Source organism: Candidatus Poriferisodalis sp. (assembly GCF_965237655.1).
Lineage (GTDB): Bacteria > Actinomycetota > Acidimicrobiia > Acidimicrobiales > Poriferisodalaceae > Poriferisodalis.
The window spans coordinates 1441384-1464063 of sequence record NZ_CBDEGB010000001.1; the positions used below are offsets into that span (position 1 = coordinate 1441384).

Sequence of the window (22680 nt, forward strand, 5' to 3'; positions counted from 1 at the left end):
AGCGGAACAAGGGCGAGCCGGCCATGAGCGCGCCGGAGTCGGACCCGACCGTTCCGCTCCTTGAGATGCGTCAGGTGAACGCTCACTACGGCGCAGTGCACGCGTTGCGCGACGTCGACTTGGCCATTTACGAGGGCGAGCTGGTGTGCTTGCTGGGAGGCAACGCCAGCGGCAAGTCGACGACGCTGAAGACGCTGCTGGGAATGCTGAAGCCCACATCGGGAGAAGTGGTGCTGGACGGTGAGGTCGTGAACGACCGGCCGACCAGCTACCGGGTCGCCCGCGGCGTGACGATGGTTCCGGAGAACCGGAGGCTGTTCAAGCGGCTGACCGTGCGGGAGAATCTGCAACTGGGTGCGTACCTGCGCAACGACAGCGACGGCATAGCGGCCGATCTGGAGCGTGTCTTCGAATTGTTCCCCCGTGTGAAGGAGCGTCTCGGTCAGAAGGCCGGAACGCTGTCGGGCGGTGAGCAGCAGATGGTGGCCATTGGCCGGGCGCTCATGTCCCAGCCGCGGGTGCTGCTGATGGACGAGCCCTCGATGGGGCTTGCACCCGCACTGGTGCAGCAGAACTTCGAGCTGATCGCCCAGATTCACGAAGCCGGCATGACGGTGTTCATGGTCGAGCAGAACGCCAACATGGCGCTCTCGATCGCCGACCGGGGCTGGGTGCTGCAAACCGGCCGAGTCGTACTCGACGACACCGCCGAGGCGCTCCTGGCGAACCCAGCCCTGCGCACGTCCTATCTGGGCGGTGGCTCCGACGGCACACCGTCCGGAGACTCGGCATAGAAGCGTCGCTGCTAGGACTTTGCCCGTGAGCGAGGCACCCCAGGAGGCCGTTACCGGAATCCTGCACCCTGGGACCATGGGCGTGACCGTTGGAGCTGCGTGCTCGGGCACCGTGCTGTGGGCCAGCGAGGGCCGTTCGGACGCCACCCGCCAGCGAGCAGCCGACGCTGGTCTCGTTGACGTGGGCGACCTCGCATCGATGGTCGCCACCGCAGACATGGTGATCTCGGTCTGCCCGCCCCATGGGGCCGAGGCACTGGCTGACACCGTGGCCGATGCGGGCTTCGCGGGCTGCTACGTGGATGCGAACGCAGTGTCGCCCACGACGGCCCGGAAGATCGGAGCGCTCTTCGAGGACTTCGTCGACGGCAGCCTGATCGGCCCACCGGCGAAGGAGCCTGGCACGACCCGGCTCTACCTGTCGGGCTCTCACGCTGAGGGTGTAGCCGCCCGCTTCGAGGGTTCCGCACTGGAGCCTCGCGTCCTGCAGGGAGGCGAAACGGGTGCCGCATCGGCGTTGAAGATGGCCTATGCATCGTGGACCAAGGGCACCAGCGCCCTGTTGATGTCGGTGGCTGCACTCGCTGCGGCAGGCCTCCCCGACGGCTTTCACCGCGCCGCGAGCGAGGTGTTCGAGCGTCTTGGGGTCTTCAAGGAGGCCCGAGGGGCCTCCGTCGAGCGATTGATCGCGGCCCTGCTCGGTTCACCAGCGACGAGAGCGGACGGCGACGAGCAGGTCTAGTTCTGCAGCGACAGAACGGCGTTGGCGACGCCTTCGAGTTCTTCGAACCAATCCTCGGGCTCACCGACCAGGATCGGCACGAACTTCGACGCGCCCACCTCGATGAAGCGCTGCAGTTGGTCCCTCAGGCCGTCCCAGCCGGTCGGGATGATCTCGCCTGGGTCGATGCCGGGGGCACGCCGTTCGAGGATTGCCTTGTATCCGGCGCTCATCTCGCCCTGGGTGTAGGGGACGAGGACGCCGAAGTGCTCAGGGTCGATCCAGCGCTCGTGTTCGTCGGCAGCCTCGTTCACGATCTTCCAGCCGGCGGCCGCGATGTCGGGTGTGCAGAACGACGGCAGCCATCCGTCGCCAAAGCGCCCGCAGCGGCGTAGCTCGACATCCGCCGCTCCACCCAGCCAGATGTCCATGGGCTTCTGGGCCGGCTTGGGCGCCAGCGTCACGTCGTCGTAGTGGTACCAGTCACCGTGGTGAGTGACGGGCTCGTCCTCCCAGAAGCGCTTCAGCAACGGAAGGGCCTCGTTGAACATCTTCGCCCGCTGGCGTCGCTCGACGCCGAATGCGGCCTGCTCGTGCACATCGGCCACCCCCAGGCCGAACGCAGGCAGCAGGCGGCCGTCGGACAGCCGGTCCAGGCTGGCGAGCTCTTTGGCCAGCACGGCGAGGTTCCGGCCGGGCAGCACGAGCACTGACATGCCGAACTTCATGCGCTTGGAGCGGCCTGCCGCATATGCGAGGCCCACGATCGGGTCGGGACATTCGCCGCCGAGCCGCTCGCTCAGCCACAAGGAGTCGAAGCCCAAGTCCTCCAGCGCGTCCACGAACGGGTCGAAGGTGGCATGGTCGTTGGTGAAGCTGCGCGTGCCTAGCCCGAAGCCGATGCGGATTTTCATGGCACCCACGCTAGGGCACTATGCCCGTGTCAGGCCCGGGCAACTTTCTATTCGCACTTCCCATTCGAACTTCACAGGGCCGTACGCTCAGGCACTGGAGTCCCACCCCAGCACCAGAACAGGAATGTCGATGAGTGAGACCGCAGCGAACGGGCAGATCGACCTGACCTCGCCGTTCCGGCTGGATGGGCAGGTGTGCCTGGTGACGGGCGCATCGAGCGGCTTCGGCGTGCGGTTCGCCGAGGTGTTCGCGGCAGCGGGGGCCAAGGTGGTGGTGGCTGCCCGGCGAGCGGATCGGCTTGAAGCGCTGGCCTCGCAGCTGCCAGACGCGCTGGCGATCTCCTGCGATGTCGGCGACGACGACGCCTGCCGCGATCTTGTCGCACGGACCGTTGACCACTACGGGCAGGTCGACGTACTGGTCAACAACGCCGGTGTGAGCGATGCCATCAACCCTGGAGAACAGGCCGACGTCGAGAGCTTCCGGCACGTCGTCGACATCAACCTGAACGCGTGCTTCCTGCTGGCCGGGCTCGCCGCCGCCGACATCATCGGCCGGGAGGCCACCGGCAGCATCATCAACGTGGCTTCGGTGCACGGCCATGTGGCATCGGCCCCGAACCTGCAGCCCGCGTATGCGGCGTCCAAGGCGGGCCTGGTCAATCTCACGCGCGACCTTGCCGTGCAATGGGCCACTCGGGGCGTGCGGGTCAACGCTTTATGCCCTGGCTATTTCGAGACTGAGCTGACGGCGCCGATGTTCGATGACGACCGTTCGATGGCCTGGATCAGCCGCAACTCCCCGATGCGGCGACCCGGCGCGCCGCACGAGCTCGACGGCGCGCTGCTGTTCCTGGCCAGTGACGCCAGCAGTTACGTCACGGGCAGTTCGCTGATGGTGGACGGGGGCTGGACCGCCCGATGACCCTCACGCCCCGAGGGAGCCCGCGACGCTGGAGCGCACCTTGAGCTGGCTGGACATGTCGAGACTGCGAGTCGGGGCGGCCGCATTGGTCGCAGCATTCGGCGGCGGCATGTGGTGGGCATCGGGCCGCCGCCGCCGTACGTGGCATACCGATGCGCTGACCGGCGTTGCCACACGCGAAGGGGCGCTTCGTCACCTGCGTTCTGAGTTGGTTCGCTCGGCGCGTACCGGCCGGGTGGTGGGTGTGGCGTTCTGCGACGTCGATGCTTTCAAACTTGTGAACGACCAGCATGGCCATCTCGCTGGCGATCTCGTGCTCGTCACGGTGGCGCAGTGCATCCGTGACGCAGTGCGACCCTCCGATGTCGTGGCCCGTGTCGGCGGGGACGAATTCGTGGTCGTGTGCGGCGGCCTGCGCAGCTCTGAGGACATGGGGGTCGTCACCGAGCGCCTGCATGCGGCGCTGGACTGCGCCTCCGCAGGGGGCGACGCCTCCAACCCGCTGTACGAGATGAGTGTCACCGTCAGCATCGGCAGCGCGACTGGCCGCGGCGGCGACGCGACGCCCGGGGCGTTGATTCACGCAGCCGACCGGTCGATGTATCGCCAGAAGGGCCGGCGGCCCTGACCGCGCCCACGCCGTCACGGACCACACACGGCGCCCGACCAGGTCACACGTTGTGTCACAGCGAGGTGACACACTCGCTCCCGTGGCGACGAGAGGCGAGCTGAGCGCAGACGATCCAGTCTTCGTTGAACTGGCTAACGAATTGCTCCATTGGCACGGCACCGCGGCACACGAGGACAACATCCGGTCCGCAGTGCGCAACTTCCTAGTAGGGACTGGCCTTGCTCTGCGTCTGATTTCGCCGCGGAGAGTGTGTGGGGAAATGATCCGAGTCTGATTGTGTTCTCGCTGAAGCGTGAAGGAGCATCAGATGACTGTCAGCGAGGGGCGGCGCCGTCCCAAGAGGCTGTCTGCGGAGACGAAGTGGGAGATCTATTTGCAGGTCACGAGCGGGGAGATCACCCAAGCCGACGCGGCCCGGAGGTGGGGGGGGGGGGGGTCGATGTGTCGACGGTCATCACCATCGGCCGAACGGTGAAGGACGCGGCGCTGGCTGCTTTGGCCCGCAAGCCGGGGCGGCCGGCCGCCGAGCGGAACTGGGAGCTCGAAGCGGCCCAGGCGGAGATCGGCCAGCTCACCGATGCGGTCAAGGCCCAGGCGATCGAGTTGGCCATTGTCCGGGGAAAATTCGGCTGGGACTGAACGGGCCCGTCCCGGCGAGAGTCCCCGCCGAGGTCAAGGAACTGGTCCTCAACACCGTCGACGACGCTGTTGCCGCGGGGTTCTCGCACATGTGGGCTGCGGGCGTGTGGCAGGTCTGCGACGACCGGGTTCATCGCTGGCGGGCCCGCCGACGTGAGCTGGGCACGCTCAGCGACCTCGCCCCGGGCGGTGCGCCGGTGCACGCCTTGCTGGCCGATGAGATCGCGGAGATCCTCGCTGTCGCTGAGGAGTGGGGACCCGTCGACAGGTCGCATCGCAAGCTCGCCCACCGCGGTTCCTATGCGGGCCGGGTGTGGGTGGCCCCCTCGACGTTGCGGCGTGTTCTCGCTGCCCACGGGCTTGTGCTGCCCGAACAGCCGCCGATGCCGCGGCGGCCCATGACGCCGTGGCCCCGCTGGCTGGTCTGCCGAACCGAACCGGATCCGGGTCTGGGACGTCACCCGCTTCGGGCGGGCCCGGCGCTGCGTGTTCGCCATCGTCGACATGGTCTCGCGCTGCTGGATCGCCACCCTGGTCTCGACCGAGGAGACCTCCACCCAGGTGCGCGTCGTGTTCGACCAGGCGCTGATCGCCCAAGGTCTCGACGAGCTGCTCACCGACGACCGCCTCGACCTCGACACCGACGACCCCGACCGGCCGATCCTGCTCGCCGTGTCCGACAACGGCCCGGCCATGACCAGCCACGACACCCGCGCCTACATGGCGATGATGGCCATCGCCCAGCACCCCCGCCGACCCCACACCCCCACCGACCAGGCCTGGATCGAGAGCTTCTTCGGCCACATCAAGCACGAATGGCCCCACCTCAACGAGATCACCGACCCGGCGCTGCTCGACACAGAGCTGGCACGCATCCAGATCGACTACAACGAAGTCCGGCTGCACGAAGCGATCGGCTACCTCACCCCCAACGACGAACACCACCAACGAGGACAAGCAATCCGCGAGGCCCGCCGGCAAGGCCTCCAACGAGCCCGAACACGACGGCTCGACCACAACCGCCAAACCACCACCAACCCCGAGAACACAGCATGACTTGGTTCATTACCCAGCCCATCTCCGCGGAAGACTCAGACACACCTCACGGGCCGCTGCGCGAGTTCTGTGTTGAGGCTGATTTCGTGTCGTTGTTTGGGGTTGTTTTCAGCCAGCATGGGAGGGTTCTCGATCGAGCCTTGAGGAGGCCCGTTGAGCTATCAGCCTGCCAAGAAGAGGAAGCGGTTTTTGGCGCCGCAGGAGAAGTACGAGATCTGGATGCAGCTCGTGCGCGGGGAGATCACGGTCGCGGAGGCGGCCGGGAGTGCCGGGGTGGATCGCTCGACGATCGCGAAGCTGCGCGAGGTCGCCCGGCAGGGCGCGCTCGATGCGTTGGCGGCGTCGCGTCCTGGGCGTCGGGACTCGGTGCGCGATGTGGAGCTGGAACAGGCTCGGGCCGAGGCGGAGCGTCTTCGTGCGGCGTTGGCGGAGATGGCGGTGCGGCTGACGCTGTTGGAGGGAAAAGGGCATTGGGGCTGAGCGGCCGGGTCCCTGCCAGGGTGGACGCGGCCGACAAGGCAGCACTGCTGGGCCTGGTCGGGCGCGCTGAGGCCGCGGGATGGAGCACCGGTGCTGCATGCGGGGGCTTGGAGCTGTCGGTGCGTCGCGTCCAGCGGTGGCGGCGCCGTGTCGCCGACGGCTCGGGCCTCGACGGCTCAGCGCCGGGCGGGAACCCGTCCCATGGGCTGACCCCGCACGAGGAAGACGAGATCGTGGCGGTGTTCGACGAATGGGCCGACATCGACCGGTCGCATCGCAAGCTCGCCCACCGCGGGTCGTGGCTGGGCCGCTTCTGGGCCGACCCGTCCACGGTGCGGCGTGTGCTGGAACGCCGTGACCTGCGCTTTCGCGGCCCCAAGCGCAGCCCGCGCGTTGCCCGGCGGCCGTGGCCGGCGTGGGCCGAGTCGGCCCCGAACCGGATCTGGACCTGCGACACGACCCACTGGCCGCGCGCCCAGGCAGCCACGACAGTGATCTGCGACGTGATCTCGCGCAAGTGGATCGCCGACATCACCTCCCGGGACGAGACCAGCATCGAGGTCCAGGCCGTGTTCGGCCGGGCCCTGCGCTGGGAGGGCATCGAAGACGTCATCGACGAGCGCAACCCCGACGCACTGAGATGGGACCCCGACAGCGACGACATCCCGGTGCTGCTCGTGCTGTGCGACAACGGCCCCCAGACGGCCTCGGGATCGACACGGGAGTTCATGGCCCTGTGCTGGCTCGCCACCCACTACCGCCGGCCCGGCACACCCACCGACCAAGCCTGGACCCAGAGCCTGTTCGGGCACCTCAAAATCGAGCAGCCCCACCTGGAGCTGATCAGCGACATCGACGTGCTGCGCGCCGAGCTCGAACACCAGCGCAACCACTACAACACCGTCCGCCTTCACGCCGGCATCGGCTACCTCACCCCCGACCAGGAACACAACGGCCACGCCGACACGGTGCGCGCAGCCCGACGCCACGGCCTCGACCGCGCACGCGAACAACGCATCGCATACCATCACAACCGACAATCACAAGAACCCGACCATGCTGGCTAAACCCACCCAAAAAAGCGACATTAAGTCAGACACACGTCAGTTCGTGCTCAACAACTCCGACCACCCCAACCACACCGTGCTCACCCGCGCGCTGCACGCCCACCTGCGCTGGCGCAACGCCAACAAACGCTCCCCCGAACTGCTCGCAGCCCAACGACGCGAACGAGCCAGAGTCCGAGCCGAAAAACAACAACGATGGGGCCGACCCGCCAAAGCAGCCGCATGACCAAAGCGCGCAAACGTTTGTGGTCACAGCACTAGAGAACTCCGACGAGGGAGCGACGGTCGAGAACGCAGTAGTCAGGGTGCTCGACGGCGGCTGACCTAGACGAGGGCGGGAGTGCCTTCGAAGCTGCCCGGGTCCTCAGCGGTCGGCAGAACCGGCCGAGCTCGCCAGTCCATGACCTCTTCCACGCCGTTGATCACCGTCAACCATTCGTCGGCGTCCCAGCCCTGGGCCGAGCCGAGCACGCTGGCGTCCTGGGCAAGGTGCACGAGGGCCGGCACACGCTCAAGGCCGAGCGAACGCACGAACTCGCGCTCGGGGTCCAGCAGTACGAGATGCTCGTCGGCGAAGCGGCCTAGGAAGGTGCGAGCGCCCTCCGCATCGCTGCACACCACGAACGCGCAGCGGACGTCGGCTTCCTCGTAGACCAAGAACAGCCGCGACGCGGTGGGCAGGATCCAACCGCTCTGGTGCGTGAAGGGATCGATGACGACGGCCAACAAGTTGAACACCACCAGCCATTCGCCCAGCGTGTGGGCGTGGCCGCTGAGTGTCTCGAGCTTGATGTCGGCAGATGCACCAGCTTGCACGGCAGGCAAACTACCGCGCCCGCCCGGCTTGGCCACGGTTGGCGTGGCCGAATGAGCGACTTGCCGGTATTCAGATCGCCGGACGGAGCAGTTCGGCAGCGAGGGGGCAATCGGCGCGCTGCCAGCCTGACGCAGGCTCGACGCCTTCAGGGCCGACGACGTGACTGAACAGGCCGAGCGGCACGACCTCCTCATCGCATTCCCACGGCTCCTCAGCGACGGAGCTTGCGGCTGCCTCGAAGAACTGCTGCGGCAGCGCCCGACCCATTCCGATCGCGCACCAGACCTGCACGCCCGAGACGTACCCGATCGCAGCCGCAGCGTGCGAACCGCTCGCGGCGATGACCGCGTCGGGCCCGGCAGCGGCAGCTTCGGTGACGATCACATCGGCGGTGGAGCATGCGGCGGCCAATCCCGTGAGCGGAACGTCGATGACGTCACAGCCACGCCCGGCCAATCGCCGCGCCAAGCCGGCTCCTTCGCCGTAGGCGTCGATGATCCGTATGGTCACGTCGGATCGTCGCCCGAGCCCTTCGGCGGCAAGGTCGGGCCAGCCCAACAGGCACACCGCGGCGTTGGCGGGCAGCGCGTCGGCTGCATGGTCGGCGGTGGCATCGGCGCGCAGCTCGGACACGAACTCACGAGCAGCCCGATACGGCTGTGCAGATGCGCACACCCGGGCTGTCATCGACCAGAGCGCCCCGGCAATCGGGTACTTGTCGAGAATGCGGCGGCACACGGTGACCAGCTCCAGCGGGTCCGACGACAAAGCGCCCAACGCTGAAGCGGTCTCGCGCACCAGCACGTCCTGGGACAGGTCGCCCGCCCGTGCGACGTAGCGCAGGTGCTCGATGGGGTGCACGCGCCGAAGCTATCCCGTACCGGCGAACGGGTCCGCTGCGTACTCGGTGCGGGCGCTCAGCGGCCCGGCTCAGGCGTTCTGGGTCTGCAGCCGGCGCGCGATCACCTTGAGGCACAGTGTCTCGTCGGCACCCTCGAAGATCGACAGCACCCGGGCATCGACGAACAGCCGGCTTACCGTGTACTCCTCGGCGAAGCCGAACCCGCCGTGGATCTGCTGGGCCTCGCGGGTCACCCATTCGGCGGCCTTGCAGACGTACGCCTTGATCATGGAGGCTTCGAGCGCACCGCCGCCTCGTGCCATCATGCGCGCCACTTCGTAGCTGTACTGGCGGGCTGCCGCGATGATCGCGGACATGCGGCCCAGCTTTGCCTGGGTCAATTGGTACTCGGAAATCGGCTGGCCGAACACCCGGCGTTCGTCTGCATAGGACCGGGCTTCGTCGTAGGCCGCCTGCATCACGCCGACCGCACGCGCCGCAGTCTGCAGCCGTCCGTTCTCGAAGCCGGCCATCTGCAGGTAGAAGCCCTGCCCGATGCCGTCATCGCCGCCGATGAGGTTCTCTGCGGGCACGAACCAGTCGTCGAAGGCGATCTCGAAGCTGTGCATGCCGCGGTAGCCGAGCGTGGCGATGGCTCGGCCCTCGATGGTGCCGCCGCGCTCGTCGGTGAATTGGAACGAGTGGCCTTCTGCCCGTGGCTTCGGCACGATGAACAGGCTGAGCCCTCGGTGCGCCTTGCGCCGGTCGGGATCGGTGCGGGCCAGCAGCATCAGCACGTCGGCCCTGCCGGCAAACGTGCACCACGTCTTGGTGCCCGAGATGAGCCATCCGCCCTCAGTGGGGCTTGCCGAGACAACCAGGTTGGCAACGTCGCTGCCGTAGTCGGGCTCAGTCACGGCAACCGCAACCATGGTCTCGCCCGTGGCGATCTGGGGGAACCAGTGCTTCTTCTGCCCTTCGGTGCCGCCGCGTTCCAGCGCCCGCGTCAGGATTTCGGGCCGGGTGATGAGCGAGCCGCCTGCGCCAAGCGAGGCCCGCGACAGCTCCTCGGTGGCGATGACCATGCCCAGGTAGTCGCTCTCGGAGCCTGAGGCGAAACCGCCGTATTCCTCGGGCACCGACAGGCCGAAGCAGCCCAGTTCGGCGAGGCCTGAGATGATGTCCTCGGGAATGTCGGTGTCACCTCGGTGGATGTGCTCGGCGGCCGGTGCGATCTTGTCCTCGCCGAAGCGGCGGAACGTCTCCGCTACGAGCTCGAAGTCCTCGTCGAGGTGGCTGGGCGCATCGAGGCCAGCCATGGTGGCCACGTAGGCCGGGTTGCGGTAGGCGGCCACGACGTCGCGTGTGGCATCCAACGCCCCCGGCTCGAGGCCCCATTGGTCTTCGCGAGCGAACAGCCGGGCGTGAAACTCACCGAGAGCATCGGCGATGAACCCGCAGGCGAGCCGCGCTTCTGCGTCACCCAGCGCGCCCCAGTCGAGCAGGGACTCGCAGATGCGCATGGCCGACGCCGTATGCGCCAGGTCGTACAGGAAGCACTGGTGCGCATCGGCGTCACCCAGTCCTGCGGCATGGTCAGCGGCCCGCGCAATTGCCGCTGCTCCCGCCGCCAACGCGTCGGCCGCGGCCCCAAGGTCCGGTTCTGCAGGTCCTGCATTCGTCCCAGCGATTGTCCCCGTTGTGGTCACAGCCGCACAGGCTAAAGCCCGCTCCCCCAAGCGACCCGGCCGCCGACCCGGTCAGCGCGGGTCCGCCCCGCTTTCTCTGTGCAATTTTGCCGCCTCAGGCAGCATTTCTGCACAGAGAAGGCCTGACCCTTCTGTCGACCCGGCCAGCGGGGGCCGTGCGCCGTACGATGACTCGACCCTTGCAACAGCGACACATCGCGGAGGTTCCCGTGACCGTCCATGACCGCCCGTTCGGGCGTTACTTCGAGGATTTCGAGATCGGCGACGTGTACCGGCACTGGCCGGGCAAGACCATCACCGAGGCCGACGATCACCTCTTCTGCATGATCACCATGAACCACCACCCGCTGCACACCAATGAGTGGTTCGCTCAGCAGGAGACCGTGCACGGGAAGAACGTGGTGGTGGGCAACCTCGTGTACTCGCTGGTGCTCGGCATGAGCGTGCCCGACGTCAGCGGCGCTGCCATCGCCAACCTCGAAGTCGAGACGCTCACGCATTCGCGCCCGACCTTCCACGGCGACACCATCTACGCCGTCACCAAGGTGCTGGACAAGCGCGAGTCCAGTTCACGGTCCGACCGGGGCGTGGTGACCGTCGAGACGCGGGCGTTCAACCAGCGGTCCGAAGAGGTCTGCTACTTCCGCCGCAAGGTGATGATCTGGAAGCGAGACGCTGCGCCCGAGCGACGCTTCCCCTACACCGACGAGGCAGCTGTCGGGGAGGGCGTTGCCGCCAAAGGACGGCAGGCAAGCAAGTGTCTGCCGCAGCCGGTAAAGGAGAACGGCCAGCCGTGGGGCAAGTGGGGTCCGGACCGCTGCACGTGCGGCGCAAAAAATCGTTGCCGCATTCGCAAGGGTGTGGCCACTGTAAAGGTGTGCTCTGTCAGCAACTTGGTTGTTTGGCAGGGTGCGCCCATACAGCGCGTGGTTGACGGCAAGGTGCGCAACAGGGTTGTACAACCCAACGAGGCTACCAAGGTGCCCAACATGGTGGGCAAGCCGTACACGATAAGTTGATTGCCGAGGGGCTGATCTCCGACGACAGCGACTGCGTCCTGCGCTTGCGGACGAGCATCCCCGCTGCCGGGCCGGAATCGCGTCGAGCACGTCGCGATCGACGGGATGAGCGTGACGGGCGCCATGCGCAACTGATTTCGTGGTGGGCGTCCGAGCGGCGGGACTTGCCGTGGCGGCGCACCCGCGACCCGTGGCTGCTGCTGGTCTCGGAGGTCATGCTGCAGCAGACCCAGGTGGATCGGGTCGTGCGGTACTACGAGGCCTTCGTAGAGCGCTGGCCCACGCCGGAGCACTTCGCTCGAGCGGCGCTGTCAGATGTTCTTACCGCCTGGCAGGGTTTGGGCTATCCCCGGCGCGCTCGCAACCTGTGGCGGACGGCGACCGTCATCACCGAGCGTCACGGCGGCCGCGTGCCGGCTGACTTGAATGACTTGCTCGCCCTGCCCGGTGTGGGGCCCTACACCGCGCGGGCGGTGCTGGCGTTTGCCTTCGGCATCGACACCGGCGTGGTCGACACCAATGTGGGCCGCATCCTGGCCCGCTGGACGGGCCGCCGGCTGACCCCGGCCGAGGCACAACGCATGGCCGACGAGTTGGTGCCGGCGACCGAAGGCTGGGCATGGAACCAGGCGATGATGGACCTGGGTGCGCACACCTGCACGAAGCGCGATCCGAGCTGCGGTCGCTGCCCAGTGCAGCCGTGGTGTGCTTGGGCAGGGTCGGGCCAACCCGATCCAGCCGACCGCAGCGCCGGGGTGAGCACTCGCCAGGCCCCATTCGAGGGCAGCGACCGTCAGGCCCGAGGCCGCCTGCTGGCAGCGTTGGGAACCGGCGGTATCGAGCGCGCAGATGTCGCCAGAACTATGGGACTCGAACATGACGAGACCCGAGCTGAGCGTCTGGCTCGTGAATTGATTGCCGAGGGCTTGATCAGCGCGGCCGACAGCCAGCTCCGGCTGGGCTAAGCAGCCGCGCCGTGCTGTATGGCTCGTAGCTCAAGCAGCGACGCTGCGCTTGTATGGCTCGTGGCTCAAGCAGCTACGAGCTGCTCGATCAGCTCGTCGAAGGCTTTGTCGGCGATGGCGACCATCTCGTCGTCGGTGCGGTCCTGGATGGGATGTTCCACCCACACAGCGGCCGGGTCGAAGCCGAGCGCCTTGCCCTGCACTTGCGCACCGTCGACGAATTGGACGGTGGCGACGAAGACGGACGGAATGCCGCGGCGTTCCAGATCAGCGATGTCGTGCACACTGCACGACGTGCAACTGCCTCAATCGGCTAGCGCTTCGATCACCACGTCGCATTGGGTGGCGATCTCGTGGCGCAGGTCGACCGGCGCCGGCTTGGTGAACGTGGGCTTGGAGTAGCGCTCGACCTGTAGGCCCCGCTCGGTCAGCCGTTCCTCCAGCCGGTTCAGAAACCGGTCGCCGCGGGGCTTGCTGATGTCCAGCAGGCCGACGGTGAGGCCATCCAGCGAGTCGGGCCGCGCCACGCGTTCACGGTGCGCAGGCGCCGCCTCGTTGGTGGGGTCCAAAACGACAGTGCTCATGTGGTCTCCCCTGTGTTGGATCCGGTGGGCACGTCCCGATCGACTGTAGTCGCCCGTCCCCGAACTGCCCCGGAGGCGGCTACTGCTAGCGCCAGGGATCGATCTCGACGCACACGGGTTGGGATCCCACATCGCCGTTCACCCAACCGCCGATGACAGCCGAGAACAGGCCGGCGCCTCCACCGCAGTGCACGAGGTGCAGGCCTCCCTCACGGAACTTGGGAAGGTCCGTCTCGGCCAGGAACTCGGGGACCCCCTCGGCGATGCCGCCCGCGCCGCGCACCAATTCGCCGCCGGGACGGGTCGTCAGCTCGTTGATGCGCTGAGCCGTCTTCTGGCGGGACCAGCCGCTGTCGATGAAGACACGGGAGTGGTCGGGTGCCACCGCCAGGATTGCATCGAAGCCCAGCACGAGCTTGGGGTGGTGGATCGCGTTCAACGCGGCCGCCATCGTGCGCGCCAGCGATTCGGGATCGCGTGACATCTGGTCGACGACCGAGCGGGGCGCTTCGCCGGGGAAGGCCGTCACCGTGTTCGCTCCGGCTTCGAAGCCGAAGTCTGTGCACAGCGGATCCCAGCCGGTGCCGGTGTCGCCGTCGCCGGAGCCGGGCGCAGTCTCGATCCCGCCTTCGATTTCAGCGAAGCAGAAGCCCACCTTGCCGGGCTGGCCCAGTGCCGCCCGGTCAACCTCGCCGGGCCGGCCCCCGCCGACGTTTCGCACGATCAGTTGCACCGCCCGGCCGATGGTGCTGTTGGCCCGGTTGCCCTGACCGAAGACGTTGATGCCGTTGTTCATGCCGATCTGGCGCGCAATGGGGCCGTTGACGATGAACACAGGCCCTACCGGCATGGTGGTGGCCAGCATTCCGTGCATGTTGAACGTGCTGTTGCACACAGCAGTGAGTGCGGCGAGCACCACCGGGAAGTACTCGGGCCGGCAGCCAGCCATGACGGCATTCACGGCCGCCTTCTCGACTGTGCAGTCGGCGAGATCCGGTGCGACGTTGGCCACCACCTCGTCGGGGGAGCGTGTCGTGCCCGTGAGCATTGCCACCACCCGTTCGGCGGTCGGCGGCACGAGCGGCAAGCCGTCAGACCAGCCGCGGTCGAACATCGCCTCGTGGACGTCCTCCTGGCTGCCGAATTCGACGCGGCGTGCGCTCATCGGTGAGCCGCCGAACCGGGCTTCGAGAGCGTCAGCGTGAGCTGGATCCACCGACAGCGAGCCGCATCCGGGGCGCATCTCGGGCAGGCCGTCGCCCAGCTCGTCGAGGCCGGTGAGCGACTCCCATTGGATTCGGGACCAGCCTACGATGCGTCCGGCTTCAGCACCGTCTTCAAAGCGCATCAGCGTCGGCACCGTCTCGATGTCGTTGTGCCACGAGAAGTCCAGGTCGGCATCGTGCTGGGGGACTGACACCGTCTCGGGAAACGCCGGATCATCCTGGGTGAATACCGTCAGCACACCCCGGGCCTCGATGTCACCCAGCACTGGCGCAATCAGCTCGCATGTCGGGCAGTCCCGCTTCACGACGGCAACCAAGCCATCGCGCAACGCGCCCGCTGCATCGCCGTTAGGTGTGGCCCCGCCTGCCTTCGAACTCATGGCCGGAGACTACATACGGCCATGCTGGACTGACCGGGTGCTGCGAGCTCCATCGGAGACGGGGAACGGTCCCGGCGGCGTGTCTAGGGTTGCAGCCGTGACTGACGCGAGCGACCAGCCGTCCATCGATTCCGGGCTCTTCCGCAACGTGCTCGGGCACTTCCCGACCGGTGTGACCGCCGTGACCGCCGTCAACGAGGGCCGACCCGTCGGCATGGCCATCGGCTCATTCACGTCGGTGTCGCTGTATCCGCCGCTCGTGGCATTCCTGCCCACCAAGGACTCCACGTCGTGGGCCGACATTCGTGCGGCCGGCTCGTTCTGCGTGAACGTCATGGCCCAGGATCAGATGGCTATCTGCGGCGTCATGGCCAGCCGGGCCGATGACAAGTTCGTCGATGTCAGCTGGCGTCCCGGGCCGACTGGCGCCCCCATCATCGACGGTTCGATCGCCTACATCGACTGCACCGTCGAGGCCGTCTACGACGGCGGCGATCATGACATCGTCGTCGGTCGAGTCGTGGAGCTCGATGTGCTCGACGCCAAGGACCCTCTGCTGTTCTGGAACGGCGGCTACGGCACCTTTGCCTGAGGGCGTGATCGGCGTGATCGGCGTGATCGGCACCGTCGCCCGGATAGCGCTGGGCGTCCTGTTCCTGGCATCGGGGGCGTTGAAGCTGCGTGACCCGTCGTGGCCGGGCGCAGCTCGAGCCATGGGTGCGCCGCGCTGGACGGTCTCGCTCATTGCACCCATCGAGATCGTGTTGGGAGCGGGCCTGGCGGCCGGGGTAGCCGAGCCGTGGCCGGCGTGGCTGGCACTGGCGTTGCTGGCTGCCTTCAGCGCGGCGCTGGCGCTGGTGCTGCGCCGACCGCCTGAGGACAGGCCTGCCTGTGCCTGCTTCGGCCGCTGGTCCGCGAAGCCCGTCGGTGCCGGTTCGCTGTTGCGAAACGGCGCGCTCGCCGTGCTCGCAGTCGCGGCCCTCGTCTAGCGCTTCCTAGGTCACGCTGTGCTTGTTGCGCGTGGCTACGCCACGCTGTGCTGGTTGCGCGTGGCTACGCCACGTCGAGCACGTCGCAGATGAAGGCCAGAATGAACGCCTCGTCACGCCAGGCGTTGTAGCGACCTGACGGGCCGCCGTGGCCGGCGCCCATCTCGGTGCGCAGCAGAATCGGCTTGGTCGACATCGTCGTGTCGCGGAGCTTGGCGATCCACTTGGCAGGCTCCCAGTACTGGACCCGCGGGTCGTTGAGCCCAGCGGTCACCAGCAGCGCCGGATGGTCGACGGCTTCCACGTTCTCGTAGGGCGCGTACGAGCGAATCGTCTCGAACGCCGCCGGATCGGCGGGGTCGCCCCACTCGTCGTACTCGGTGACCGTGAGCGGGATGTCGGGGTCGAGCATCGTGTTCAGCACGTCCACGAACGGCACTTCGGCAACCACGCCGCAGAATAACCCCGGCCGGCGGTTCACCATGGCACCCATCAGCAATCCGCCGGCGCTGCCTCCCCGGGCAGCGATCCGTGCGGGGTCGGCCCAATTGGCTGCTGCGAGATGCTCAGCGCACGCAGCAAAATCATCGAACGTGTTCGACTTCTTGGCCAGCTTGCCGCCTTCGTACCAGGGTCGGCCGAGCTCGCCGCCGCCGCGAACATGGGCGATCGCAAACAGAACTCCCCGGTCGAGCAGCGACAACCGCGCCGTCGAGAACGACGCCGGCATCGGCATCTCGTACGCGCCATAGCCGTACAACAGGCACGGCGCAGGCCAACCGATGGCACTCGGCTTCCACACCACGCTGATGGGGATGTGGGTGCCGTCGGGAGCTGTCGCTGTGATGCGCTCGGTCTGGTATGCCGTCAGGTCGACGTCGCCCAGCACCGGGAGTTGATCCAGCAGTTCTCGCTCACGGCTGTCGAGGTCCAGTTCGAAGATCGACGGAGGCGTGATCATCGACGTGTAGCCGAAGCGATACCGCTTGGTCTGGTACTCGGCATTCGAGCCGCCGCCTGCCTCGTAGACGGGTTCGGGCATCTCGATCTCGGACCCCGGGCCCAGCGGGGACTCCTCGCCTGCGGAGCGGGTGTCGTGGACGTGCATCGACACCAGTCCGTCTTTGCGCTCGTGGACGATAGCGAAGTCGGCGAAGCAGTCCACGCCGTCGAGGCGGATCCCAGGCCGAGCACCGATGAGCTCGCGCCACAGGCGTGAGTCGCCCCCGTCTCCGGTAGGGAGCGGTGCTTCCATGAGCCGGAAGTCCTCGGCGCCGTCATTGGTGACGATGAGCAGGCGATCGCCCTGGTGGTCGACGCCGTATTCGATGCCTTGACGGCGCGCCTGCACAAGCAGCAGCGCTGAAGTCGGATCATCGGCGTCGAGCAGGCGATGCTCGGAGGTGGTCTTCGATTCGCATCCGATCCCGATGTACCGCTCGCTGCGGGAGGCTCCGACGCCGACCCAGAACCGCTCGTCGTCCTCCCGGTAGACCTCGACATCATCGGCGGGGTCGGTGCCGACGACATGGCGGATCACCCGATTCGGACGCTGGGCGTCGTCGGTGCGCACGACAAACATGGTCGAGTTGTCGTTCGCCCAGACCAAGCCGTAACTGAGGTCTGCCAGCCCGCAGCCCTCGGCGGGGATGCCGGGCGCATCTAGGACGCGACCGCTGGCGATCTCGAAGACCGTCAGCGAGTACTTCTCGTCGCCGTCGGTATCGGTGGTGTAAGCGAGCAGCCGATGATCTGGGCTGACTGCCAGATCGCCGACAGCAAAGTAGTCGTGCCCGTCGGCCAGCTCGTTCTCGTCGAGCAGCACGGTCTCCTGCTCGTCAGTCCCGCATCTGGGCCGCCGAACGTGGATGCCGTACTGGAGGCCCTCGACAGTGCGAGCCCGGTACTCCCACTCGTCCTTCGGCGTCGGCAGCGACTGGTGGGTTTCTTTGATTCGCGACTTGATCTCTTCGAAGAGGGCCTCACGCAGATCGGCCAGGTGCTCGGTGGCTGCCTCGGTGTAGACGTTCTCGGCTTCCAGGTACTCCCGCACCATCGGGTCGTCGCGGTCTGCCAGCCAGTGCCACAGATCGTCGGTTTCGGTGCCGTGCACTTGCCGGATGTGCGGCCGCTTCGGTGCCACAGGAGGCTGCGCCATGGAGTGCGCACCGTATCGGGCACAGGGCTCGCGCCGACGTTCGTGGCGGGTGGTGCGCAGCCACCGCTGCGCCTAGCTTGGCGTTGTGCCTATCTACGCGCTTGGCGACTACGAGCCCGACATCCATCCCGATGCCTTCGTGATGCCTGAGGCGATCATCATCGGTCGCGTCACGATCGGTCCCGAGGCCTCGATCTGGTCGGGTGCGGTGCTGCGCGGCGACGACAACGACATCAGGATCGGCGCTGGCACCTCGGTGCAGGACAACGCCGTACTGCACGTCACCGAGGAGTGGTCCACGACAGTGGGGGAGCGCTGCACCATTGGGCACCTCGCGCATATCGAGGGCGGCGTGGTGCACGACGAGGCGCTGGTGGGCACCGGTGCGATCGTGCTGCACGATGCCGAGATCGGCGAGCGAGCGTTAGTTGGCGCCGGTGCTGTTGTGCCCGGCGGCATGAAGGTCCCGCCGGGCACCATCGCAGTCGGAACGCCGGCCAAGATCCGCGTGCACCCCGACACGGCTTCGCTGATCCTGCCGGGCGTGCAGAACTACCTCGACCGCCGGGTCCGCTACATGGGCGAGCTCCGCCGCATCGACTGATCTGCTCGGCGTCAGCAGCCGGTTGCATCCCGGAGGCGGCGACAGCCTTGCTCCATGCGAGCGGGGCTGAGCTGGGTGACGAAGCGACGGAAGTCTTCGCGCCTCACGGTGTGGATGTTGTCGAAGCTCGCCGCACAATCGGTCGGCACCCCATCGGCGGCGGCTGTCAACTCAAGTTCTGATACCAGCCCGCGGCGTGTTCTGGTGAGTGCGGCGACGACGACGGAACCGATCCGGTCGGCAACTGGATCGCGAGTGAGCACGAGGACAGGCCGGTCACCGTTCGGCACCGCAGCGAACCACACCTCACCTCGTTGCATCGATCCAATCAGACCAGTCTTCAGCCGGTCCCCAGTCAGCTATCAAGGCGAGCGACAGCTCCTCCTCCGTCAATGGCTCGGCCTCGTACCTTGCCGGCTCGTGCTCGGACGCCAGCCGGACGAGATGGCGGTGGAGTGCGTCGCGCATCAGTTCCGAGCGATCGATGCCGAGACGTTCGGACCATTGCCGGATTGCTGCAAAGTCGTCCTCATCAGCTCGAAAGCTCAGCATCCGTGATGTCATACAGCAAGCTTATTTCGTATGACGTGCCACTTGGCGCCGCCACTGCTATGCGCGGCGCGAGGTGCACCGGCAGTCGCAGGCTTGGCAGGCCACGCCGATGGCCACATAACGGCACCGGGCGGCTAGCAGGCATGGCGCGGCGGTAGCGTCGCAGCCCATGAGCATGGGAAGCATCGACTTGGGACGTATCGGCATCTGGACGGGGGTGCTCGATGCGCTGCCGTCCGCGCAGGGCGTGGAATTCGTCGCAGAGGCCGAGGAACTGGGCTACGGGGCGTTCTGGATCCCCGAGGCCGTCGGGCGTGACCCGTTCGTCGCGGCGGCTCGGCTGCTCGAAGGCACCAGCACCATCAAGGTCGCCACGGGCATCGCCAACATCTACGCCCGCGATCCCATGACGATGGCAAACACGCTGCGCACCCTCGACGAGGCCTTCCCGGGACGATTCCTGCTGGGGCTCGGTGTCAGCCACCACCACCTCGTGCAGTTCATCCGCAAGCACGACTACTCCCGGCCGCTCAGCTACATGCGCGAGTACCTCGAGCGCATGGGCAAGGCCCGCTTCATGGCCCACGGACCCCAGGAGCTGCCCGAGATCGTGCTCGCGGCGCTGGGCCCCAAGATGTTGGAGCTCTCAGCCACGGCAACCGCCGGCGCCCACCCTTACTTCGTGCCGCCCGAGCACACTGCAGTCGCCCGGGAAATCATGGGCGCCGAAGCCGCGCTCTATCCCGAGCAGATGGCGATCCTGGACACCAACGCCGAGTCGGCCCGGGCCCTGGCCCGCAAGAACATGGCCATCTATCTGGGCCTGCCGAACTACGCCAACAACCTCCTGCGGCTGGGTTTCACCCAGGCCGACATCGACGGCGGCCCCGACGGCGGTCCGTCGGACAAGCTGGTTGACGCCATCGTGGTCTGGGGCACCGAAGAAGACGTCAAGGCCCGTGTGGATGCCCACTTCGATGCCGGTGCCGACCACGTCTGCGTGCAGGTTCTGGCCCCAAATCCTGAGGCTGCATTCGACGGCTGGCGCCGCCTCGCCCCCGCTCTGCTGAGCTGAGGTCTTGCCGCAGACCGGCGCACTCGGAGCCGGCGGCGAGCGGCGTTAGGCTGAACCCATGACCGACACCGCCGAAGCTGCCGTCGGAATCGACCTCGGCAAGTACAAGCTGGGGTGGAGCGACGAGGAAGACTACGTTTTCAAGCCCCGCAGGGGTCTGAACGAAGAGATCATCCGCGAGATGTCCGCGCTCAAGAAAGAGCCCAAGTGGATGCTCGACTTCCGCTTGCGTTCCTACAAGATCTTCCAGCGCAAGCCCATGCCCAACTGGGGCGGGGACATGTCGCAGATCTACTTCGACGACATCTACTACTACATCAAGCCCACCGAGGGTCAGGTCGACGCCTGGGAAGAACTGCCCGACTCGGTCAAGGACACCTACGAGAAGCTGGGCATCCCCGAGGCCGAGCGCAAGTACCTCGCCGGCGTCACGGCGCAGTACGAGTCTGAGGTCGTCTACCACCGCAACCGCGAGGACCTCGAAGCCCAGGGCGTGCTGTTCAGCGACATGGACTCCGCCGTCAAGGAATACCCCGAGATGGTGCAGCGTTATTTCGGCAAGCTGATCCCGCCGGGTGACAACAAGTTCTCAGCGTTGAACTCGGCTGTGTGGTCCGGCGGGTCGTTCATCTATGTGCCGCCCGGCGTCGAGGTGGAGATGCCGCTGCAGGCGTACTTCCGTATCAACGCCGAGAACATGGGCCAGTTCGAGCGGACGCTGATCATCGCCGACGAAGGCGCCACGGTGCACTACATCGAGGGCTGCTCGGCCCCGGTGTACACGACCGACTCGCTGCATTCAGCCGTCGTCGAGTTGGTGGCGCTGCCGGGCGCACGTATCACCTACACCACCATCCAGAACTGGTCGAACAACGTGTTCAACCTGGTCACCAAGCGGGCGGCCGCCTACGACGAGGCCCACGTCGAGTGGATCGACGGCAACATCGGCTCGCGCCTCACCATGAAGTACCCGGCCGTGTACCTGATGGGGCCCAAGGCCTCGGGCGAGGTGCTCTCGGTTGCCTACGCCGGTGCCGGCCAGCACCAGGACGCCGGAGCCAAGATGGTGCATGCCGCTCCCGAGACCACTTCGAAGATCGTCTCGAAGTCCATCTCCAAGGACGGCGGGCGCACTACCTACCGCGGACTGGTGCGGGTCGAGGAAGGCATGAGCGGCTGCCGCAGCCACGTGCAGTGCGATGCCCTGCTGCTCGACCAGGACAGCCGCTCGGACACCTACCCGTACCAGGAGATCGGCTCACGCGATGCCGAGATCGGCCACGAGGCCACGGTGTCCAAGGTGGCCGACGATCAGCTCTTCTACCTGATGAGTCGAGGCCTGTCGGCTGAACAGGCAATGGGCATGGTCGTGAATGGCTTCATCGAGCCGGTGACGCGCACCTTGCCGATGGAGTACGCCGTCGAGTGGAGCCGGCTGATCGAGCTTCAGATGGAGGGCTCGATCGGCTGATGCGCAGCCCAAAAGACTTCTTTGCCCCGCTGGCGCTCGGGGCGCCCCAACCGCTGCGCGAGGTTCCGTTCCGGCCCTCGCGGATGATCCATTTCTTCGATCCGTCGAATGAACGGATGCGGGCCAAGGTGCCCGACATCGCGCCCACCGTCGACGTGCTGCTGGGCAACCTTGAAGATGCCGTGTCTGCTGACAACAAGGACGCCGCACGGGCGGGGCTGATCGAGGTGGGCAAGGCCTGGGAACGGGGCCACACCCAGCTGTGGACGCGCGTGAACAGCCTCGACTCGCCGTGGTTTCTCGACGACGTCTGGGCGCTGTGTCACGAGATCGGCGACAAGCTCGACGTGATCATGGTCCCGAAGGTGGAAGGACCCGAGGACATCCACTACGTGGACCGGTTGCTGGCGCAGCTCGAGGCCCGTGTCGGGCTCGAGCGACCGCTGCTGGTGCACGCCATCTTGGAGACAGCCCGCGGAGTCGCCAACGTGGAGTCGATCTGCCTGGCAAGCCCCCGCATGCAGGGCCTGTCGCTCGGGCCAGCGGACCTCGCTGCCGACAGACGCATGAAGACGACCCGGGTCGGCGGCGGCCATCCGGGGTACCTCGTGCGCACTGATCCAGTGCCCGAGGTTGACGACGACGCTCGAACGTCGTTTCAGCAAGACCTGTGGCACTACACCCTGGCCCGCATGGTCGACGCCTGCGGCACCGCCGGGATCCTTCCCTACTACGGGCCGTTCGGTGACATCGCCGATCCGGTCGGCTGCGAAGACCAGTTCCGCAACGCCTACCTGCTGGGCTGCGTCGGAGCGTGGAGCCTGCACCCGAGCCAGATCAACATTGCGAAGCGCGTGTTCAGCCCCGAGCCCGCTGAGGTGGCATGGGCGCAGCGGGTCGTGACCGAGATGGGCGACGGCACAGGCGCAGTCATGATCGACGGCAAGATGCAGGACGACGCCACGGTCAAGCAGTGCCGGGTGGTGCTGCAGCTGGCTCGTGATCTGGCAGCCGCCGATCCCGCACTGGCGGCGGCCTACGGCCTCGAGACCGCCTGAGAACT

24 protein-coding genes and 2 pseudogenes are annotated in these 22680 nt (G+C 66.9%); 17 read left to right on the forward strand and 9 right to left on the reverse strand.

Features of this window, described 5'->3' with window-relative positions:
* The first annotated feature begins 23 nt into the window (after positions 1-23).
* Both ACPXYO_RS06950 and ACPXYO_RS06955 read left to right on the forward strand, forming a co-directional pair.
* On the forward strand, positions 24-794 hold the full coding sequence (locus tag ACPXYO_RS06950) for an ABC transporter ATP-binding protein (RefSeq protein ID WP_423918128.1): 771 nt from the start codon (positions 24-26) through the stop codon (positions 792-794).
* Between the two features lie 25 nt (positions 795-819).
* Positions 820-1536: a hypothetical protein gene (locus ACPXYO_RS06955; protein WP_423918130.1), complete on the forward strand. Its 717-nt coding sequence runs from the start codon at positions 820-822 to the stop codon at positions 1534-1536.
* Here the strand turns inward: ACPXYO_RS06955 and ACPXYO_RS06960 are convergent.
* Positions 1533-2429 carry an LLM class flavin-dependent oxidoreductase gene (locus ACPXYO_RS06960; RefSeq protein WP_423918133.1) on the reverse strand — a complete coding sequence of 299 codons (897 nt, stop codon included), beginning with the start codon at positions 2427-2429 and terminating at the stop codon, positions 1533-1535. The two genes, ACPXYO_RS06955 and ACPXYO_RS06960, sit on opposite strands and share 4 nt — an antisense overlap.
* 130 nt (positions 2430-2559) lie before the next feature.
* Between ACPXYO_RS06960 and ACPXYO_RS06965 the strand changes: the two genes are divergently transcribed.
* The 7 genes and pseudogenes from ACPXYO_RS06965 to ACPXYO_RS06995 all read left to right on the forward strand — a co-directional run.
* Positions 2560-3354: an SDR family NAD(P)-dependent oxidoreductase gene (locus ACPXYO_RS06965; RefSeq protein WP_419552238.1), complete on the forward strand. Its 795-nt coding sequence runs from the start codon at positions 2560-2562 to the stop codon at positions 3352-3354.
* A 55-nt stretch (positions 3355-3409) separates the two neighbouring features.
* A complete protein-coding gene (locus tag ACPXYO_RS06970) occupies positions 3410-3982 on the forward strand; it encodes a GGDEF domain-containing protein (protein ID WP_423918137.1) in 573 nt (190 codons plus the stop codon).
* Positions 3983-4426: 444 nt separating this feature from the next.
* Positions 4427-4624 carry a hypothetical protein gene (locus ACPXYO_RS06975; protein WP_423918139.1) on the forward strand — a complete coding sequence of 66 codons (198 nt, stop codon included), beginning with the start codon at positions 4427-4429 and terminating at the stop codon, positions 4622-4624.
* A gap of 486 nt (positions 4625-5110) precedes the next feature.
* Positions 5111-5680 (forward strand): integrase core domain-containing protein, encoded by a 570-nt coding sequence (locus tag ACPXYO_RS06980; RefSeq protein WP_423918141.1) that lies wholly within the window; start codon positions 5111-5113, stop codon positions 5678-5680.
* A 153-nt stretch (positions 5681-5833) separates the two neighbouring features.
* Positions 5834-6160, forward strand: coding sequence for a hypothetical protein (locus ACPXYO_RS06985; protein ID WP_423918144.1), 327 nt, complete (start codon positions 5834-5836; stop codon positions 6158-6160).
* Between the two features lie 20 nt (positions 6161-6180).
* Positions 6181-7227: an integrase core domain-containing protein gene (locus tag ACPXYO_RS06990; protein WP_423918146.1), complete on the forward strand. Its 1047-nt coding sequence runs from the start codon at positions 6181-6183 to the stop codon at positions 7225-7227.
* Positions 7228-7261: 34 nt separating this feature from the next.
* Positions 7262-7453, forward strand: a pseudogene (locus tag ACPXYO_RS06995) (IS630 family transposase); the annotation flags it as partial.
* A gap of 98 nt (positions 7454-7551) precedes the next feature.
* On the opposite strand, the gene ACPXYO_RS07000 reads toward ACPXYO_RS06995, so the two are convergent.
* The 3 genes from ACPXYO_RS07000 to ACPXYO_RS07010 all read right to left on the reverse strand — a co-directional run bounded on the left by ACPXYO_RS07000 (position 7552) and on the right by ACPXYO_RS07010 (position 10594).
* On the reverse strand, positions 7552-8043 hold the full coding sequence (locus ACPXYO_RS07000; protein WP_423918149.1) for a hypothetical protein: 492 nt from the start codon (positions 8041-8043) through the stop codon (positions 7552-7554).
* Between the two features lie 70 nt (positions 8044-8113).
* On the reverse strand, positions 8114-8905 hold the full coding sequence (locus ACPXYO_RS07005; protein ID WP_423918152.1) for a hypothetical protein: 792 nt from the start codon (positions 8903-8905) through the stop codon (positions 8114-8116).
* 69 nt (positions 8906-8974) lie between these two features.
* A complete protein-coding gene (locus ACPXYO_RS07010) occupies positions 8975-10594 on the reverse strand; it encodes an acyl-CoA dehydrogenase family protein (RefSeq protein ID WP_423918155.1) in 1620 nt (539 codons plus the stop codon).
* Positions 10595-10803: 209 nt separating this feature from the next.
* Here ACPXYO_RS07010 and ACPXYO_RS07015 point away from each other — a divergent pair.
* A pseudogene (locus ACPXYO_RS07015) lies at positions 10804-11274 on the forward strand (MaoC family dehydratase); the annotation flags it as partial.
* Between the two features lie 335 nt (positions 11275-11609).
* Positions 11610-12578, forward strand: coding sequence for an A/G-specific adenine glycosylase (locus ACPXYO_RS07020; protein ID WP_423918157.1), 969 nt, complete (start codon positions 11610-11612; stop codon positions 12576-12578).
* A 65-nt stretch (positions 12579-12643) separates the two neighbouring features.
* On the opposite strand, the gene ACPXYO_RS07025 is transcribed toward ACPXYO_RS07020, so the two are convergent.
* Positions 12644-13162 carry a UGSC family (seleno)protein gene (locus tag ACPXYO_RS07025; RefSeq protein ID WP_423918160.1) on the reverse strand — a complete coding sequence of 173 codons (519 nt, stop codon included), beginning with the start codon at positions 13160-13162 and terminating at the stop codon, positions 12644-12646.
* An 85-nt stretch (positions 13163-13247) separates the two neighbouring features.
* Complete coding sequence (locus tag ACPXYO_RS07030) at positions 13248-14768, reverse strand: thioredoxin family protein (protein WP_423918162.1); 1521 nt, start codon at positions 14766-14768, stop codon at positions 13248-13250.
* Between the two features lie 97 nt (positions 14769-14865).
* On the opposite strand from ACPXYO_RS07030, the gene ACPXYO_RS07035 reads away from it, so the two are divergent.
* Together ACPXYO_RS07035 and ACPXYO_RS07040 are read left to right on the forward strand one after the other, a co-directional pair.
* Positions 14866-15360: a flavin reductase family protein gene (locus ACPXYO_RS07035; protein ID WP_423918165.1), complete on the forward strand. Its 495-nt coding sequence runs from the start codon at positions 14866-14868 to the stop codon at positions 15358-15360.
* A gap of 4 nt (positions 15361-15364) precedes the next feature.
* Complete coding sequence (locus ACPXYO_RS07040) at positions 15365-15757, forward strand: MauE/DoxX family redox-associated membrane protein (protein ID WP_423918168.1); 393 nt, start codon at positions 15365-15367, stop codon at positions 15755-15757.
* Between the two features lie 64 nt (positions 15758-15821).
* Here ACPXYO_RS07040 and ACPXYO_RS07045 read toward each other — a convergent pair whose 3' ends face one another.
* Positions 15822-17915 (reverse strand): S9 family peptidase, encoded by a 2094-nt coding sequence (locus ACPXYO_RS07045; protein ID WP_423918171.1) that lies wholly within the window; start codon positions 17913-17915, stop codon positions 15822-15824.
* An 85-nt stretch (positions 17916-18000) separates the two neighbouring features.
* Here ACPXYO_RS07045 and ACPXYO_RS07050 point away from each other — a divergent pair, with 85 nt between their 5' ends.
* The gene (locus ACPXYO_RS07050; protein WP_423918174.1) at positions 18001-18519 is read left to right on the forward strand and encodes a gamma carbonic anhydrase family protein; all 519 of its coding nucleotides are present in this window, start codon (positions 18001-18003) and stop codon (positions 18517-18519) included.
* 11 nt (positions 18520-18530) lie between these two features.
* On the opposite strand, the gene ACPXYO_RS07055 is transcribed toward ACPXYO_RS07050, so the two are convergent.
* Positions 18531-18839, reverse strand: a complete 309-nt coding sequence (locus ACPXYO_RS07055) for a type II toxin-antitoxin system PemK/MazF family toxin (protein WP_423918177.1) — start codon at positions 18837-18839, stop codon at positions 18531-18533.
* Positions 18826-19071: a ribbon-helix-helix protein, CopG family gene (locus ACPXYO_RS07060; RefSeq protein WP_423918731.1), complete on the reverse strand. Its 246-nt coding sequence runs from the start codon at positions 19069-19071 to the stop codon at positions 18826-18828. Before ACPXYO_RS07060 ends, ACPXYO_RS07055 begins: the two co-directional genes overlap by 14 nt.
* Positions 19072-19240: 169 nt before the next feature.
* Here ACPXYO_RS07060 and ACPXYO_RS07065 point away from each other — a divergent pair, with 169 nt between their 5' ends.
* Genes ACPXYO_RS07065 through ACPXYO_RS07075 form a run of 3 tightly spaced genes read left to right on the forward strand, consistent with a single transcriptional unit; the run spans position 19241 to position 22675 of the window.
* The gene (locus ACPXYO_RS07065; protein ID WP_423918179.1) at positions 19241-20146 is read left to right on the forward strand and encodes an LLM class F420-dependent oxidoreductase; all 906 of its coding nucleotides are present in this window, start codon (positions 19241-19243) and stop codon (positions 20144-20146) included.
* A gap of 58 nt (positions 20147-20204) precedes the next feature.
* Positions 20205-21617 (forward strand): Fe-S cluster assembly protein SufB, encoded by a 1413-nt coding sequence (gene sufB / locus ACPXYO_RS07070; protein ID WP_423918182.1) that lies wholly within the window; start codon positions 20205-20207, stop codon positions 21615-21617.
* On the forward strand, positions 21617-22675 hold the full coding sequence (locus ACPXYO_RS07075; RefSeq protein ID WP_423918184.1) for an HpcH/HpaI aldolase/citrate lyase family protein: 1059 nt from the start codon (positions 21617-21619) through the stop codon (positions 22673-22675). Before sufB ends, ACPXYO_RS07075 begins: the two co-directional genes overlap by 1 nt.
* The last annotated feature ends 5 nt before the right edge of the window (positions 22676-22680 follow it).